At 70.6% G+C, this 15,152-nt stretch carries 15 protein-coding genes; 13 read left to right on the top strand and 2 right to left on the bottom strand.

What is annotated here, in order from left to right; all coding sequences use genetic code 11:
* The 7 genes from QM591_RS10405 to QM591_RS10375 all read left to right on the top strand — a co-directional run.
* The coding region (locus QM591_RS10405; RefSeq protein WP_415132273.1) for a DUF6350 family protein at positions 1-400 on the top strand (400 nt) is incomplete at its 5' end.
* 4 nt (positions 401-404) lie between these two features.
* Entirely contained in the window at positions 405-1,010 is a 606-nt protein-coding gene (gene purN / locus QM591_RS10400; protein ID WP_415132271.1) for a phosphoribosylglycinamide formyltransferase, read from the top strand.
* A 31-nt stretch (positions 1,011-1,041) separates the two neighbouring features.
* Positions 1,042-2,646 (top strand): bifunctional phosphoribosylaminoimidazolecarboxamide formyltransferase/IMP cyclohydrolase, encoded by a 1,605-nt coding sequence (gene purH, locus QM591_RS10395; protein ID WP_415132269.1) that lies wholly within the window; start codon positions 1,042-1,044, stop codon positions 2,644-2,646.
* Between the two features lie 78 nt (positions 2,647-2,724).
* Positions 2,725-4,275: a DNA-3-methyladenine glycosylase 2 family protein gene (locus QM591_RS10390; RefSeq protein ID WP_415132267.1), complete on the top strand. Its 1,551-nt coding sequence runs from the start codon at positions 2,725-2,727 to the stop codon at positions 4,273-4,275.
* On the top strand, positions 4,272-4,757 hold the full coding sequence (locus QM591_RS10385) for a methylated-DNA--[protein]-cysteine S-methyltransferase (RefSeq protein WP_415132265.1): 486 nt from the start codon (positions 4,272-4,274) through the stop codon (positions 4,755-4,757). Before QM591_RS10390 ends, QM591_RS10385 begins: the two co-directional genes overlap by 4 nt.
* A 339-nt stretch (positions 4,758-5,096) precedes the next feature.
* Positions 5,097-6,920: an ABC transporter ATP-binding protein gene (locus QM591_RS10380; RefSeq protein WP_415132263.1), complete on the top strand. Its 1,824-nt coding sequence runs from the start codon at positions 5,097-5,099 to the stop codon at positions 6,918-6,920.
* Complete coding sequence (locus QM591_RS10375) at positions 6,917-8,731, top strand: ABC transporter ATP-binding protein (RefSeq protein ID WP_415132261.1); 1,815 nt, start codon at positions 6,917-6,919, stop codon at positions 8,729-8,731. Before QM591_RS10380 ends, QM591_RS10375 begins: the two co-directional genes overlap by 4 nt.
* Positions 8,732-8,785: 54 nt before the next feature.
* Here QM591_RS10375 and QM591_RS10370 read toward each other — a convergent pair whose 3' ends face one another.
* Positions 8,786-9,184 carry a VOC family protein gene (locus tag QM591_RS10370; protein ID WP_415132259.1) on the bottom strand — a complete coding sequence of 133 codons (399 nt, stop codon included), beginning with the start codon at positions 9,182-9,184 and terminating at the stop codon, positions 8,786-8,788.
* Between the two features lie 160 nt (positions 9,185-9,344).
* Between QM591_RS10370 and QM591_RS10365 the strand changes: the two genes are divergently transcribed.
* From QM591_RS10365 to QM591_RS10345, 5 genes are read left to right on the top strand one after another with little or no spacing between them, the layout of a single operon-like run.
* Positions 9,345-9,980, top strand: a complete 636-nt coding sequence (locus tag QM591_RS10365) for a SipW-dependent-type signal peptide-containing protein (protein WP_415132257.1) — start codon at positions 9,345-9,347, stop codon at positions 9,978-9,980.
* An 8-nt stretch (positions 9,981-9,988) separates the two neighbouring features.
* Complete coding sequence (locus QM591_RS10360) at positions 9,989-10,657, top strand: SipW-dependent-type signal peptide-containing protein (protein WP_415132255.1); 669 nt, start codon at positions 9,989-9,991, stop codon at positions 10,655-10,657.
* Positions 10,654-11,262 carry a hypothetical protein gene (locus QM591_RS10355; protein ID WP_415132253.1) on the top strand — a complete coding sequence of 203 codons (609 nt, stop codon included), beginning with the start codon at positions 10,654-10,656 and terminating at the stop codon, positions 11,260-11,262. The genes QM591_RS10360 and QM591_RS10355 overlap by 4 nt, the downstream gene beginning before the upstream one ends.
* Complete coding sequence (locus QM591_RS10350; protein WP_415132251.1) at positions 11,259-11,726, top strand: hypothetical protein; 468 nt, start codon at positions 11,259-11,261, stop codon at positions 11,724-11,726. Before QM591_RS10355 ends, QM591_RS10350 begins: the two co-directional genes overlap by 4 nt.
* Positions 11,720-12,436, top strand: a complete 717-nt coding sequence (locus tag QM591_RS10345) for a signal peptidase I (protein WP_415132249.1) — start codon at positions 11,720-11,722, stop codon at positions 12,434-12,436. The genes QM591_RS10350 and QM591_RS10345 overlap by 7 nt, the downstream gene beginning before the upstream one ends.
* Here the strand turns inward: QM591_RS10345 and QM591_RS10340 are convergent.
* Complete coding sequence (locus QM591_RS10340) at positions 12,331-12,783, bottom strand: GNAT family N-acetyltransferase (protein WP_415132247.1); 453 nt, start codon at positions 12,781-12,783, stop codon at positions 12,331-12,333. The two genes, QM591_RS10345 and QM591_RS10340, sit on opposite strands and share 106 nt — an antisense overlap.
* A gap of 149 nt (positions 12,784-12,932) precedes the next feature.
* On the opposite strand from QM591_RS10340, the gene QM591_RS10335 reads away from it, so the two are divergent.
* Positions 12,933-15,149 carry an NADP-dependent isocitrate dehydrogenase gene (locus QM591_RS10335; RefSeq protein ID WP_415132245.1) on the top strand — a complete coding sequence of 739 codons (2,217 nt, stop codon included), beginning with the start codon at positions 12,933-12,935 and terminating at the stop codon, positions 15,147-15,149.
* Positions 15,150-15,152: the final 3 nt, after the last annotated feature.

The raw sequence follows: 15,152 nt of genomic DNA, 5'->3' as shown, positions 1-15,152 counted from the left end.
CGCCGACGACGCGTGGCGCGCGCGACTGGTCGTGTGGGGGGTCATCGCCCTCGCGTCGGCGGCCTCGGCCGCCCTCCTCGCCGTGCTGGCCTCTGGGGGTATCGGACCGGAGCGGTTGCAGCAGGTCGGTCCCTCGGTCGGTGCGTTCGCGCTCGCGGTCGGCCTCGAAGTGGCGGTCGGTGCCGGTGCCGTCCTCTGGGCGCCTCGGAACGAGGACGATCCCGCGGCGCGTGTCACGCGGGAGAGCGCGCACCGTGACGCCGAGGACCACCGGGCCGATGCCCGCGCTGCCTCGGCGCATGCCGCGCAGGAGACCGAGGACCAGGAGACCGAGGACCTGGGGCCGGACCTCGGCCTGTTCCGCCCGGCCGAGCAGCGCCCGGCCCCGCCGGTAGACTGAGCGGGTGCTCACCCTCGCCGTCCTGATCTCGGGCGCCGGCTCCAACCTGCGTGCCCTCCTGGAGGCGACGCGCGAGGCCGACTATCCCGCGCGCGTGATCGTCGTGGGCGCCGACCGTGAGGCCGACGGGTTTGCCCACGCCGAGGCCTTCGGCATCCCGACGCTCCTGGTGCCCTTCCACGACTTCGCCTCCCGCGAGGAGTGGGGGGCGGAGCTCCACGCGCAGCTGTCGGTGTGGCAGCCCGATCTCCTCGTGCTGAGCGGCCTCATGCGGCTGCTCCCTGCCCCATTCGTCGATGCCTGGGCGCCGCGCATCATCAACACGCACCCCGCCTATCTGCCGGAGTTCCCCGGTGCGCACGGTGTCCGCGACGCGCTGGCCGCGGGGGTCGACCAGACCGGCGCGAGCGTCATCGTCGTCGACGGCGGGGTCGACACGGGGCCGATCCTCGCGCAGGAGCGCGTGGCGGTGCTGCCCGGCGACACGGAGCACACGCTCCACGATCGCATCAAGCCGGTCGAACGCCGCCTCCTCATCGACGTCGTGCGCCGGATCGCCCAGGGCGAGCTCGACCTGACCGCGGCCGCCCCCACCGCTTCCTCCCACTGAACGCTCACCACCCCTGACGACAGGAGCCCCCATGGCCGGTCCGACCATCGACCCTGCCCTCTACCGCGAGCGCGATCTCGTCCCGATCCGCCGCGCCCTGATCTCGGTCAGCGACAAGACCGACCTCCTGCCGCTTGCACGGGCCCTCGCCGATGCCGGTGTCGAGATCCTCTCCACGGGTGGATCGGCCTCCCTCCTCCGCGAGTCGGGGATCGCCGTCACCGACGTGTCTGAGATCACGGGGTTCCCCGAGTCGCTCGGCGGGCGGGTCAAGACGCTCCACCCGAGCGTGCATGCGGGCCTGCTCGCCGACCTCCGTCTCGAGGACCACGAGACCCAGCTGGGCGAGCTCGGCATCCTGCCGTTCGAGCTCGTCGTGGTCAATCTCTACCCGTTCAAGGAGACGGTCGCTTCGGGTGCCGTGGGTGACGCCGTCGTGGAGCAGATCGACATCGGCGGCCCCGCGATGGTACGTGCATCGGCGAAGAACTTCGCCAACGTCGCCATCGTCGTCTCCCCGGAGTCCTACCCCGCGATCATCGACGCGGTCGCAGCCGGGGGCACGAGCCTGGCGCAGCGTCGCGACCTCGCGGCGCGCGCCTTCGCCCACACGTTCGAGTACGACCGGGCCGTGGCCACGTGGTTCGCCGATCAGACCCTCTCCACGGACGAGCTGCCGCAGCACCTCACCATCACCGCCGAGCGGCTCGAGACGCTGCGCTACGGCGAGAACGCGCACCAGCGCGCGGCGATCTACACGCGCGCCGGCGGTCACGGCATCGCCCAGGCGACGCAGCTGCAGGGCAAGGAGATGTCGTACAACAACTACGTCGACGCCGACGCCGCCTTGCGCGCCGCGTTCGACCTGGTCAAGCCCGCCGTGGCGATCATCAAGCACGCCAACCCGTGCGGCATCGCGATCGGCGCCCCGAACGCCCTCGACCCGATCGCCTCGGCGCACCTGCGGGCCCACGAGTGCGACCCGGTGTCGGCCTTCGGCGGGGTCATCGCCGCCAACCGCACCGTGACGCTCAAGATGGCGGAGAACCTCCGCGACATCTTCACCGAGGTCATCGTCGCCCCCGGCTTCGAGCCGGAGGCCCTCGAGGTGTTCGCGCTCAAGAAGAACCTCCGCGTCTTGCGGCTGCCCGCCGACTGGAAGCAGGAGCGGATGGACGTGCGACTGGTCTCGGGCGGTCTGCTGCTGCAGGACGCCGACCGGTTCCCCGACGAGATCGAGTCGGTCGCCACCGATTGGCAGTTGGTCTCCGGCGACGCCCCCGCCCCGGAAGAGCTCGAGGGAATGATCTTCGCGTGGAAGGCATGCCGCGCCGTGAAGTCGAACGCGATCGTGCTGGCGCAGGGGTCGGCCACGGTGGGGATCGGGATGGGACAGGTCAACCGTGTCGACTCCTGCCGCCTCGCCGTCGAGCGGGCGGGCGACCGCGCCGCCGGTTCGGTGGCGGCCTCCGATGCCTTCTTCCCGTTCGCCGACGGGCCGCAGGTGCTCATCGACGCCGGCATCAAGACGATCATCCAGCCGGGCGGCTCGGTGCGCGACCAGGAGGTCATCGACGCGGCTCGGGCAGCGAACGTGACGATGTTCTTCACGGGGGAGCGTCACTTCTTCCACTGACCGACGCGTGGATCGGACCGGCACCACGATGTCCGATTTCCGCGAGTCGACACCGCCGTTCCGTGACACAGTGGAGTCATGTCCGTCACGAGCATGACCTTCGATGAGCGTTATCGCGCCATCGACGCACGTGATGCCCGCTTCGATGGACAGTTCGTCACGGCCGTGCGTTCGACGGGGATCTACTGCCGCCCGTCGTGTCCGGCTCGGACGCCCAAACCGGCCAACGTCACCTTCTACCCGACCTCGGCCGCCGCGCACGAGGCGGGATACCGCGCGTGCAAGCGCTGCCTGCCGGAAGCGGCGCCGGGGTCGCCGGAATGGAACCTGCGCGGCGACACCGCCGCCCGCGCCATGCGGCTGATCGCTGACGGGGTGGTGGAGCGGGAGGGGGTCCCCGGTCTCGCGGCACGACTCGGTTACTCCGCCCGCCACCTCAGCCGGCTTCTCGCAGCGGAGCTCGGCGCCGGGCCCCTCGCCCTCGCCCGCGCGCATCGAGCGCACACCGCCCGCATGCTGCTCGTCGGGACGGACCTGCCCGCCGCCGACGTCGCGTTCTCGGCCGGCTTTGCCAGCGTGCGCCAGTTCAACGACACGGTGCGCGAAGTCTTCGGGCTCACCCCTTCGGCGTTGCGTGCCCGGCGGGGAGCGCGCGCCGAGGCCGCCTCTCCGGGGGTGATCGAGCTCACTCTGGCCCATCGGGAGCCCTTCGACGCCGACGGGCTGTTCACCTGGATGGCGGCGCGTGCCGTGCCGGGCATGGAAGTGGCGACCTCGACCTCCTTCGCGCGCACCCTGCGGCTGGACGGAGGGCCGGCCTGGTTCGAACTGCGTCGCGACCGCGAGGGGCGGATGCGTCTGCGCGCGCGGCTCGCGCAGCTGCGCGACCTGACCCCGGTCGTGGCCCGCGCCCGGCGTCTGTTCGACCTCGACGCCGATCCCGTCGCCGTCGACGGCGCGCTCCGTTCATTCCCCCCGCTGGCGCCGCGCATCGACGCCGTCCCCGGCATCCGCGTCCCCGGCACGGCCGATCCCCACGAGATGCTGATCCGCGCCATGGTCGGCCAGCAGATCACTGTCGCCGCCGCGCGCACCGCCCTCACCGCTCTCACCCAGGCGCTGGGAGAGCCGGTGGCGGCCTTCGAGGGGACGGATCGGCTCTTTCCGACCATGCGGGCGATCGCCGAGCACGGCGACGAGGTGCTGCGGGGTCCGGCTGCACGGATCCGTGCCCTCACCTCCACCGCGGCGGCCCTCGCAGACGGCGACCTCGTCCTCTCATCCGGTGACGACGGCGCCGCCCAGCGCGAGGCCCTGATGGCTCGCTCCGGCATCGGAGCCTGGACGGCCGACTACGTGCGGATGCGCGTGCTGAACGATCCCGACGTCTTCCTCCCCGGCGATGTCGCGGTCCGCGCGGGCGCTGCCGCACTCGGCCTCCCCGCCGAGCCTCGGGCGCTGACCGAGTGGTCGGCGCGCGTGGCCCCGTGGCGCAGCTACCTCACGGCCCACTTCTGGCGGGCGGTGCCGCCTCGAGCGCCCGCTCCTCGGCGCGGGGCACCGCGCTCGCGCGCCGCTTCCGCCCCCGCCCTCGTCACCGACCCCTCTTCATCCCTGGGAGCATCATGACCGCCCTCCTGCACACTCTGGCCACACCCGACGGTCCCTTCACGATCCTCGCCGATGAGCGGCAGCGCGTCCTCGCCTCCGGGTGGACCGACGACCCGTCCGCGATCCTCGCGCGGCTGCGCGTGATGCCGGTCGAGGTGCGAGAGGGAGACGTTGACGCCGCGGCGGCCGTCGTCGCCTACTACGACGGCGATGTGCGTGCGATCGACGACGTGGTCGTCGCGCAGTCGGGCACCGCGCTGCAGGTGGAGGGGTGGGGTGCGCTCCGCCGCATCGCGCCCGGCGAGCCGCTGACCTACACCGGGTTCGCGACCTTGCTCGGGCGGCCGAGCGCGGTGCGAGCGGCGGCGTCGATCTGTGCCCGCAACGCTCCCGCGCTGTTCGTCCCCTGTCATCGGGTGCTGCGCGGTGACGGGACGCTCGGCGGGTTCGCGTGGGGAGTCGAGGTCAAGCGCAGCCTCCTCGCGCGCGAAGCGGCCTGAGTCGAACCCGACCAGTCGAGACGAAATCGGCGTTGCATTCAGGGAACACACAGATATAGTCTGGAGGGCTGTCGCGCCGGTGCTGGATGCGACAGCGTCCCTGTCACCGACCCGAGGAGGAAGCCATGTCCCAGGCCATCGTCATCACGAAGCCGCGTGTCCTCTTCGCCGTCGCCGGGCGCTCGTACCGCGGGTAGAACCGCTCCTCGCCTGAGGGGAAGCGTTCGTCCGCTCCCCGCGTTCGGTATCGGTGGGCCCACGCCTGACCGGTGATTCTCGCGCCCGTCGCTCTCTTGACCTCGCCGCCTCGGCATCCGCTCCACCCATTTCTCAAGGATCATGACCTCTTCCATCGAGAGCCCCACGCCCCATCTGTCCACTCCGCGGGCGCTCGCCCGCCTCTATCCGTTCGCGAAGCCGGTGCTGCCGCGCCTCGGCCTGGGAGCTGCCAGCGCGCTCGTGGCCAGCCTTCTCGCGCTGTCCATTCCGCTCGTCCTCGAGGCCGTCGTGCAGGGGCCCATCGCTTCGAGAGACCTCGGGCAGCTCGTCTGGGGCGCCGTGGCGATCCTCGTCCTGGGCCTGCTGGAAGCCCTGATGGTGTGGGCCCGACGCTTCTTCGTGATCGCGCCTTCCACCAAGGTCGAGTACGACCTCCGCACCGGGTTCTTCCAGCGCCTCCAGCGTCTCCCCGTCGCGTTCCACGATCGGTGGCAGTCGGGTCAGCTGCTCAGCCGCATGATGCAGGACATCAGCATGGTGCGCCGCTGGCTCGCCTTCGGTCTCGTGCTGCTGCTCGTCAACGCGATCACGATCGCCGTCGGCGCGGCGCTGCTGTTCCGCTGGCACTGGGCCCTCGGTGCCACATTCCTGATCGTCTGTGCGCCGCTGTGGATCGCCGGCTTCCGCTTCGAGAAGACGTACGGCACGCTCGCGCGGCAGAGCCAGGACCAGGCCGGTGACCTTGCCACCTCGGTCGAGGAGTCCGTGCACGGCATCCGCGTCCTCAAGGCGTTCGGGCGCGGCAAGCACGCGCTGCACAAGTTCACCCGGCAGGCGGAGACCCTCCGGGAGACGGAGCTGAGCAAGGCACGAGCGGTCGGCTGGATCTGGTTCTGGCTCGTACTGCTGCCCGACATCGCCTTCGCGCTGTGCCTGGGTGCGGGGATCGTCCTCACCCAGATGCAGCAGCTGACGATCGCGGAGCTCATCGCCTTCTTCGCGATGGCCACGGTGCTGCGGTGGCCGATGGAGTCCATCGGCTTCCTGTTCTCCTTCCTGCTGGATGCGCGCACGGCCACCGACCGCATCTTCGAGGTCTTCGACGAAGGCAACTCGATCGTCGACCCCGAGAACCCGGTCCGGCTGGCAGAACCCCGAGGAGCCTTGCGCTTCGAGGGCGTGCACTTCCGCTATCAGGATGCGGCGGAGAGCGAGCGCGACCTGCTGAACGGCATCGACCTCGAGCTCCAGCCCGGCGAGACGATGGCCCTCGTGGGCCTGACGGGATCGGGCAAGACGACCCTGACGACCCTCCCCGCGCGTCTCTACGACGTGACGGCCGGGCGGGTCACCCTCGACGGCGTCGACGTGCGCGACCTGACCCTGGCCGAACTGCGCACACACGTGGGCATGGCGTTCGAAGATGCGACGCTCTTCTCGCAGACGGTTCGCGAGAACGTGCTCCTCGGTCGTGAAGACCTCGTGCCGGGCAGCCCCGAGGCCGACGCGGTCCTGCGCGAAGCCTTGCAGGTGGCTCAGGCCGGATTCGTCGATCAGCTTCCGTCGGGTGCCGACACCGTCATCGGCGAAGAGGGGATGTCGCTGTCCGGCGGTCAGCGGCAGCGACTCGCGCTCGCGCGCGCGGTCGCGGCACGGCCGGCCGTCCTGGTCCTCGACGATCCGCTGTCGGCGCTCGACGTCGACACCGAGGCGCTCGTCGAGGATGCCCTCCGAGAGGTGCTCCACGCGACCACCGCGCTGATCGTGGCGCATCGTCCCTCGACGGTCACGCTGGCCGACCGGGTGGCGCTTCTCGAGGAGGGTCGGATCACCGCGGTCGGCACGCACTCGGAGCTGCTGCGCACGAGTGCCCACTACCGGCACGTGATCTCGAGTCTGGAAGACGAACAAACCCGCATGCGGGAGAGGGAGGTGAACCTGTGAGCACCACGGTCACCGGAACCAGCGGCGAAGACCGCTCCGACTATACGCGCGACGAGTCCCGCGCCATCCGCCAGCGCTCGCTGCGCCTGCTCGGCTCGCTGGTGGGGCCGCTTCGCCGGCAGATCATCCTGGCCGCGACCGTCCTCGTCATCTCGACAGCTCTGCGGGTGGCCGGGCCTGCGTTGATCGCGTTCGGGATCAACAACGCGCTGGAGACCGTCCTCGCCGACGGCGACTGGATGCCGACCATCCTGGTGGTCGCGATCTACCTCGTCGCGGGATTCGGAGGCGCGGCGCTGATCGGCTGGTACGCGGTCGTCGCCGCGCGGCTCACGCAGGCGGTGATGCTCGATCTCCGCAAGCGGATCTTCCTGCACACGCAGCGGCTGAGCCTGGAGTTCCACGAGTCGTACACGTCCGGCCGGATCATCTCGCGCCAGACGAGCGACCTCGACTCGATCCGCGAACTGCTCGACGGTGGTCTGAACGAGCTCGTCTCGGGCGTCCTCTACGGCGGGTTCACGCTCATCGCGCTCGTGCTCCTGGACTGGCAGTCGGGCATCATCCTTCTGGCCATGGGCATCCCGCTGTGGTTCATCATGCGCTGGTTCTACCTGAGCTCGCAGAAGGTGTACCGGGAGTCCCGCGTGATCAGCGCGAAGGTGATCGTGAAGTTCGTTGAGTCGATGACCGGCATCCGGGCCGTCAAGGCGTTCCGCAAGGAGGAGCGCAACGACGACGAGTTCGGAGACCTCTCCAGCCAGTACCGAGACGTGAACCTGCGCTCGATCCGCCTGTTCGGGGTCTTCGAGCCCGGCATGATGGCCGTCGCCGCGGTGTCGGTGGCGCTGGTCGTGCTGTGGGGCGGCTTGCGCGTGGCCGACGGCTCGATTCTCGTCGGCACGCTTCTGGCGGCCGTGCTGTACGTCCGGAACTTCTTCTCGCCGTTGCAGGAGATCGCGTTCTTCCTCAACTCCTACCAGTCGGCCACCGCCGCCCTGGAGAAGGTCTCGGGAGTGCTGGAGGAGGAGCCGACCGTACCCGACCCGGTCAACCCGATCGACCTCTGGTCGGCGCGCGGGCACGTCGAGTTCCGCGACGTCACCTTCGGGTACAGCGACGACCGCACGATCCTGCCGCACTTCTCCCTCGACATCCCGGCCGGACAGACCATTGCGCTCGTGGGGACGACAGGTGCAGGGAAGTCGACGCTCGCCAAGCTCGTCTCGCGGTTCTACGATCCGTCGCGCGGCGTCGTCGCCCTCGATGGCGTCGACCTCCGAGACCTGCATCCGAAGGATCTCCGGCGTGCGATCGTCATGGTCACTCAGGAGGCCTACCTGTTCAGTGGCACGGTGGCCGACAACATCGCGCTCGGCAAGCCCGACGCGACGATGGACGAGATCCGTGCCGCCGCGCGCGCGGTGGGGGCGCACGACTTCATCGAGCGCCTTCCCGATGGCTACGCGACCGACGTCAACAAGCGCGGTGGGCGCGTCTCGGCGGGGCAGCGGCAGCTGATCTCCTTCGCTCGCGCCTTCCTCGCCGACCCGGCGGTGCTGATCCTCGACGAGGCGACGGCGTCGCTCGACATCCCGTCGGAACGCCAGATCCAGGACGCGCTGCAGACCCTGCTCGCCGATCGCACGGCCATCATCATCGCGCACCGCCTGTCGACCGTCGCGATCGCCGATCGGGTGCTCGTGATGGAGCACGGACGGATCATCGAGGACGACACCCCCGAGACGCTCATCTCCGGCACCGGAAAGTTCGCCCAGCTGCACGCGGCCTGGCGTGAGTCGCTGGTCTGACGAGCCTCTACGCGCCCCGGGCCCCTCCTCCCGGGGCGCTTCGTCGTCTCCGGGTCAGCTCTGGGGGAGCGCGGCGTACAGGTCGATCGAGTTCCCATCCGGATCCAGTACGGTGGCGTAGCGCTGACCCCACGGTGCATCGAACGGGGCGACGTGGGCGGGATGGCCGGCGGCAGCCAGAGCCGTCACGGCGGCGTCGACCGCGGTGGGGCTTCCCTGGTCGAAGGCCAGAGCGATGCGGTGGCCGCCGTCCGCGGGAACGTAGGACGGGTCGAAGCTGAGGATCGTCTCGACGGTGTCCCCAGCGAGGGCGACCCCGCCGGGAAGGGTCGCATCCACGTGGGGGCTGGCGTCCTGGCCGTCGGCGATGTCGACACCCAGGGCGCGGTAGACGGCGAGTGAGGCCGCCATGTCGCGCGTGACGATGCCGATGAATCCGAGTGTGAGTGTCATGTCGCCACGCTACGCGGCGCGCCCGCACGGGGCGAGGGGTCCGCCGACGCACCGGCACGTGCGCTTCGCGCAGGGGCCCTATCCATGGGAGCGGTGCCACGCTACGATGCAGGCACATTCGCGTCGGCGACGACGCACCCCCTGGATGCGAGGTGTGGCAGTGAGCACGGAAGTACGGAGCACGGAAACACAGCAAGCGATCGCGATCCGCAGGCGCCGCCGCAAGGTGCGCGCGCTGCTGGCGGGCGGACTGGTCTTGGGAGTCGGCGGGGCGGTGGTCCTCGCGGCGTGGACGGACAACGAGTTCGTCACCGGGCTCTTCTCGGCGGGACAGTTCAACCTCGAGGGCTCGGTCGACGGCACGACGTATGCCGACCACGACTCGACGGGAAGCGCGGCGACGCTGAGCTTCTCCCTGCCGGTCGAGGAACTGGCCCCGGAAGAGACCGTCTATGCGGGTTTCTGGGTGCGGCTCGCCGCGGGGACCACCAACCCGGCCGACCTCTCCCTGGTCGAGCTCACGGGAACCGGCACCGCTGTCGCCGAGCTCGACTACGCGATCTATCCCATCGCCGCGGGCGCCACGTGTGGCGCGGCCACCGCGACCGGCACGCCGCTGGCGGCCGGCTCTCTCGACGACACGGCGGTCACCAGCACGAGCGTCGCGTTGTCCGCTCCCGTCGCGCCCGCCGCCGGGGCGGCCCAGCAACTGTGCTTCGCCGTCACCTCCAGCGCCGGGCTGGAGCAGGGCACCTCGGCGACCGGCGTCTGGCAGTTCACGGCCGAGTCGTCCTAGGAGCGGTCGTGTCCTCCGACGTCGATGTCGGGCGGCGCCGCGTCCCCCGACGCGGACGTCTGTTCCTGCGTGCGCGTGCGGTGCTGGCGGGGGCGATCGTGCTGGGGGTCGGTGCGGTGGCCACCCTCGCCGCCTGGACGGACAACGAGTTCGCCACCGCCACCGTCGGCTCGGGGCGGTTCGGGATCGTGGGGAGCATCAGCGACGGGGCCTTCACCGACCACGCGACCAGTCCCGGCGGCACGGTCACGTTCACGCCGACCCTGAGCGGGGTCTATCCCGGGTCTCCCGCCGGATTCACCACGGTGCGCATTCGCACGGCGACGGCGGCCACTGGCGGCTTCGACTCGGTGCCGGGTGTCGTGCGGATGCAGACGGCGACCTCGGCGTCGGGGGCCCTGGCCGCGGCCCTCGTCTACGCCGTACGTGTCGTGCCGTCGGGGGCGTCGTGCGCCGAAGCGCTCTTCTCGAACGCCTCGGCGCCGGTCATCGTTCCCAATGGCACGGCGCTCTCGACCGACGTCGCCACGACGCCCGACGCCCCGCAGGACCTGCAGGCGGCGGGGGCGAACACCGTGACGTACTGCATCCGCATCGCCCTCCCCTCGACCGCGGTCGACGGTGTCCAGAACCAGACCACGACGGTGACGTGGCGCTTCGCGGGGTCCACACCATGACTGCGCTTGCCGCGCTCGTCCTGTCGGGACTCCTCGTGGCGGGGCTCCCCGGCGTGTCCGCAGGGGAGCTCTTGGCGAGCGCAGCGCCTCCCGACGACCCCGACGTCGTCCATCTCGAGGCGGCGCTCGACCGCGACGCGGCGCGGCGGATGGAGCCCGGCGTCCCCGTCACGTGGGATATCGCCGTCTCCGCCTCCCGAGACGACGGGGTCATCGACGTGCGGTGGGCAGGCGACGATCCCACCGGGTCCTTCTCGGTCGAGGTCCGGGAGTGCGCCGTCGCGTGGACGGCTGCGGGATGCCGGACGGGGGAGCGTGCTCACCCGACCGTGTCCGCCGACGGCGCGGCTGCCATCGCGACCATGTCCTCCCGCGAGACCCGGTGGTATCGACTGCGGATCCGGCTGGCGGACACCGGCGGTGTGACTGGCGATCGCGTTGCGCGGCTCACCGTGCACGCGCGGGGCCAGGGGCGCGGGGACGAAGAAGGCCTGGCGCAGAGCGGCGGCCGCGTCGGGATGATGTTCCTGCCGGCGCTGGGGGCCGTCGGTGCGGGCCTGTTGTTGGCGCGCAGCGCCCGCGCGCGCCGGGAGGCCGCGCCGTGACTCGCCGAGCCGCTCGGCGGAGAGCCGGCTGGGGAGCGGCGGCGCTCGTGTGCATCCTGGGCCTGTCGTACACGGCCGCCGTTCCGCAGGCGGTGTCGGCCGCATGGACCGATCGGGAACTCGCCGTGGCGACCGTCGCCTCCACCGGGGTGGTGGCCCCGACCAAGAACGGGTGCTCGATCGTTCTCGGGCTCTCGGTGACCTACTCGTGGATCAATCCCACGACGGGTGCGCCGCGCACCGGGTATGTCCTGGAGATCCTCCGTCAGGGGGTCGTCCAGGCCTCCACCACCATCTCGGCCGGAGCGACCTCGGCCTCGACATCGGGGCTGCTGTCGACTCTTCTGGGCGGTGTCATCTACGACGTGCGGGTGCGCGCGGTATCGAGCTCGTGGAGTTCTCCGGCCGTCACCGGGACCTTCTCCACGACGCTCGCCGGGCTCATCACGGGTTGCACGTGGTGACCGTGTCGCCACGGCGCGGGCTCCGCCTCGTCGGCGAGACGCTCCTCAGCCTCCTCGCCCTCGGCGGGCTCGTCTGCCTCGCCCTCGTCGTCGCCGCCGTCGTGTTCCGCGTCACGATCATCATGTTCGCGACCGGATCGATGTCGCCGGCGATCCCGGCCGGGTCGATCGCCTTCGTCCGCGAGATCCCGGCCACCGAGATGACCGTCGGCGACGTCGTGACCGTCTCGCGCGATCCGGAGCTTCCGATCACCCATCGCGTCGTGGAGATCGAGTCGGTCGACGGGGAGCGGGTCACCTTCCGGATGAAGGGGGACGCGAACGCGGCGGAGGACCCCGTCCCGTACACCGCCACCACCGTGCGCCACGTGTGGTGGGCGATTCCGGGGGTGGCCGCCGGCGTCGCCTGGCTGCAGCAGCCCCTGGTGCTGGCGGCCGTGACGATCGGAGCGGCGATCCTCGTCACGTGGGCCTTCTGGCCGCGCCGGGAGGAGGGCGACGAGGCCTCGATGGGGGAGGGAGATACGAGACCTCGCCGCCGGTCACGGGCCCGCGGTCAATCCCGCGCGGGCGAGGGAGGAGGCGACGAGACGACGGCGGGGGATCAGAGCCTGACCTCGGCGACGACCTCGCCGAACTCGGTCTCACCCACCGGCGTGAACCCGACGCGCCGGAAGAACGCCTCGGGGCCCTCCTCTCCGGCTTCGTAGATGACGTTGACGTGGTCGACGCCCCGCGAGCGCGCCTCTTCCAGGAGCTTCTCAACGGCGAAGCGCCCGACCCCGCGACCCTGGTCGTCGGCATCGACGTTGATCCGCCACAGCACCGAGCGGAACTGCTCGTGCGGCGCCTCGGGGTCGAAGTTGGCGCTCACGAAGCCGACGACCTCGTTGTCGTCGAGGACGACGCGCTGCCACGCGGTGGCGGGGTTGACGACGGCAGCGGCCACGGCATAGCTGGTCGGCGCCAAGAACTGCTCCTGGCCCGGCTTGAGGGACATCGCGTTGACCGCGACGATCGTCGCAGCCGACAGTTCCACCAGGCGAAGCTCCGTCATGGCCCCAGGCTACTCGCCGGGCCGAGCCCGCGCATCCGTCTCCGGAGGGACATTGTGCGAGCGCCGGCAGATATCTCGACGTCAAGATAGTTTGGCTCGGTGCGATAGGCTGATCACCGATCCGCGACGCCCACCAGGAGAGATCAGACGTGCCTGAGTCCACCATCATCTACACCCACACCGACGAGGCTCCGGCGCTGGCCACGGCCTCCTTCCTGCCGATCGTCCGCGCCTTCGCCGGACAGGCCGGCGTCGAGCTCGAGACGCGCGACATCTCGCTCTCGGGGCGCATCCTCGCGGCGTTCCCGCAGCGTCTCACCCCCGACCAGCAGGTCGGCGACGCGCTCGCCGAGCTCGGCGGCCTCGCGACGCTTCCCGAGGCGAACATCATCAAGCTCCCCAACATCTCCGCGTCGATCCCGCAGCTGAAGGCCGCCATCGCCGAGCTGCAGGGCCAGGGTTACGACATCCCCGACTATCCCGATGATCCGACCACCGTCGAGGAGAAGGACGTCCGCGCGCGGTACGACCGCATCAAGGGCTCGGCCGTCAACCCTGTGCTGCGCGAGGGCAACAGCGACCGCCGCGCGCCCCTGTCGGTGAAGAACTATGCCCGCAAGCACCCCCACCGCAACAAGCCGTTCGCGGCGGGCTCGCGCACGCGCGTCGCCACGATGGGCCACGACGACTTCAAGAGCAACGAGAAGTCCTGGGTCGCCGCCCACGACGACGTCCTGAGCGTGCGCCACGTCGCCGAGGACGGCACGGTGACGGTGCTGAAGCCGGAACTCAAGGTCCTGCCGCGCGAGATCATCGACGCCACCTTCCTCTCGGCCGCCGCCCTCGACGCGTTCCTCGCCGAGACCCTGCGCGAGGCCCAGCAGGAGGGCGTGCTGTACTCCGTGCACCTGAAGGCGACCATGATGAAGGTCAGCGACCCGATCATCTTCGGCCACGTCGTCAAGGCCTACTTCGCCGACGTCTTCGCGCGCTACGGCGACCGCATCGCTGCGGCGGGCCTCACGCCCAACAACGGCCTCGGCTCGATCCTCGCGGGCCTCGCCGACGTCGACGGCGGGGACGAGATCATCGCCGCCTTCACGGACGCGCTCGAGCAGGGAGCCCGTCTGTCCTACGTCAACAGCGACAAGGGCATCACCAACCTCCACGTCCCCTCCGACGTGATCGTCGACGCCTCGATGCCGGCGCTCGTTCGCAACGGCGGCAAGCTCTGGGGTGCGGACGGCAGTGAGGACGACACCCTCGCCGTGATCCCCGACTCCTCCTACGCCGGCGTCTATCAGGCGGTCATCGACGACGTCATCGCGAACGGCCCGCTCGATCCTGCGACGATCGGCACGGTTCCCAACGTCGGGCTCATGGCGCAGGCGGCCGAGGAGTACGGCAGCCACGACAAGACGTTCGAGATCGCCGCGGCCGGAGTCGTACAGATCCTTGACGGCCAGGGCGAGGTCGTCATCGAGCACGAGGTGCAGGCCGGGGACATCTGGCGTGCCACCCAGACCAAGTACCTCCCGGTCGTCGACTGGGTGCGCCTCGCCGTCAGCCGCGCGCGTGCGACGGGTGCGCCGGCGGTGTTCTGGCTCGACGTCAACCGGTCGCACGATGCGCAGCTGATCGCCAAGGTCTACCAGGCGCTGGCGACGATGGACACCCACGACGTCCAGATCTCGATCCTCGCCCCCGCCGAGGCCACGCGATACACCCTGGCCCGCATGCGGCATGGCCTCGACACGATCTCGGTCACCGGCAACGTGCTGCGCGACTACCTCACCGACCTGTTCCCGATCCTGGAGGTCGGCACCAGCGCCAAGATGCTCTCGATCGTGCCGCTCCTGGCCGGGGGCGGGTTGTTCGAGACCGGTGCCGGAGGCTCCGCGCCCAAGCACGTCCAGCAGCTCGTGGAGGAGGACTACCTGCGGTGGGACTCGCTCGGCGAGTTCTTCGCGCTCGCCGCGTCGTTCGAGCACCTGGCCGACTACACCGGCAACGCCCGCGCGAAGGTGCTGGCCGACACCCTCGACGCGGCCACCGGCACCTTCCTCGAGGAGGACAAGTCGCCCGGTCGCGCTCTCGGCACGATCGACAACCGGGGGAGCCACTTCTACCTCGCGCTCTACTGGGCGCAGGAGCTGGCGGCTCAGACCGAGGACGCCGAGCTCGCCGCTGCCTTCGCTCCGGTGGCCCAGGAGCTGGCCGCCCAGGAGAAGACGATCGTCGACGAGCTCATCGCGGTGCAGGGCAAGCCCGCCGACATCGGCGGCTACTACCACCCCGACACCGCGAAGGTCGACGCGGTGATGCGTCCGTCAGCGACGCTCAACGCCATCGTCGACGGGATGTGACCT

Source organism: Microbacterium sp., from assembly GCF_047607225.1.
Taxonomy (GTDB): domain Bacteria; phylum Actinomycetota; class Actinomycetes; order Actinomycetales; family Microbacteriaceae; genus Microbacterium.
Note: the sequence above shows the minus strand (reverse complement) of the source record. Positions and strands in the feature narration are given on the sequence as shown.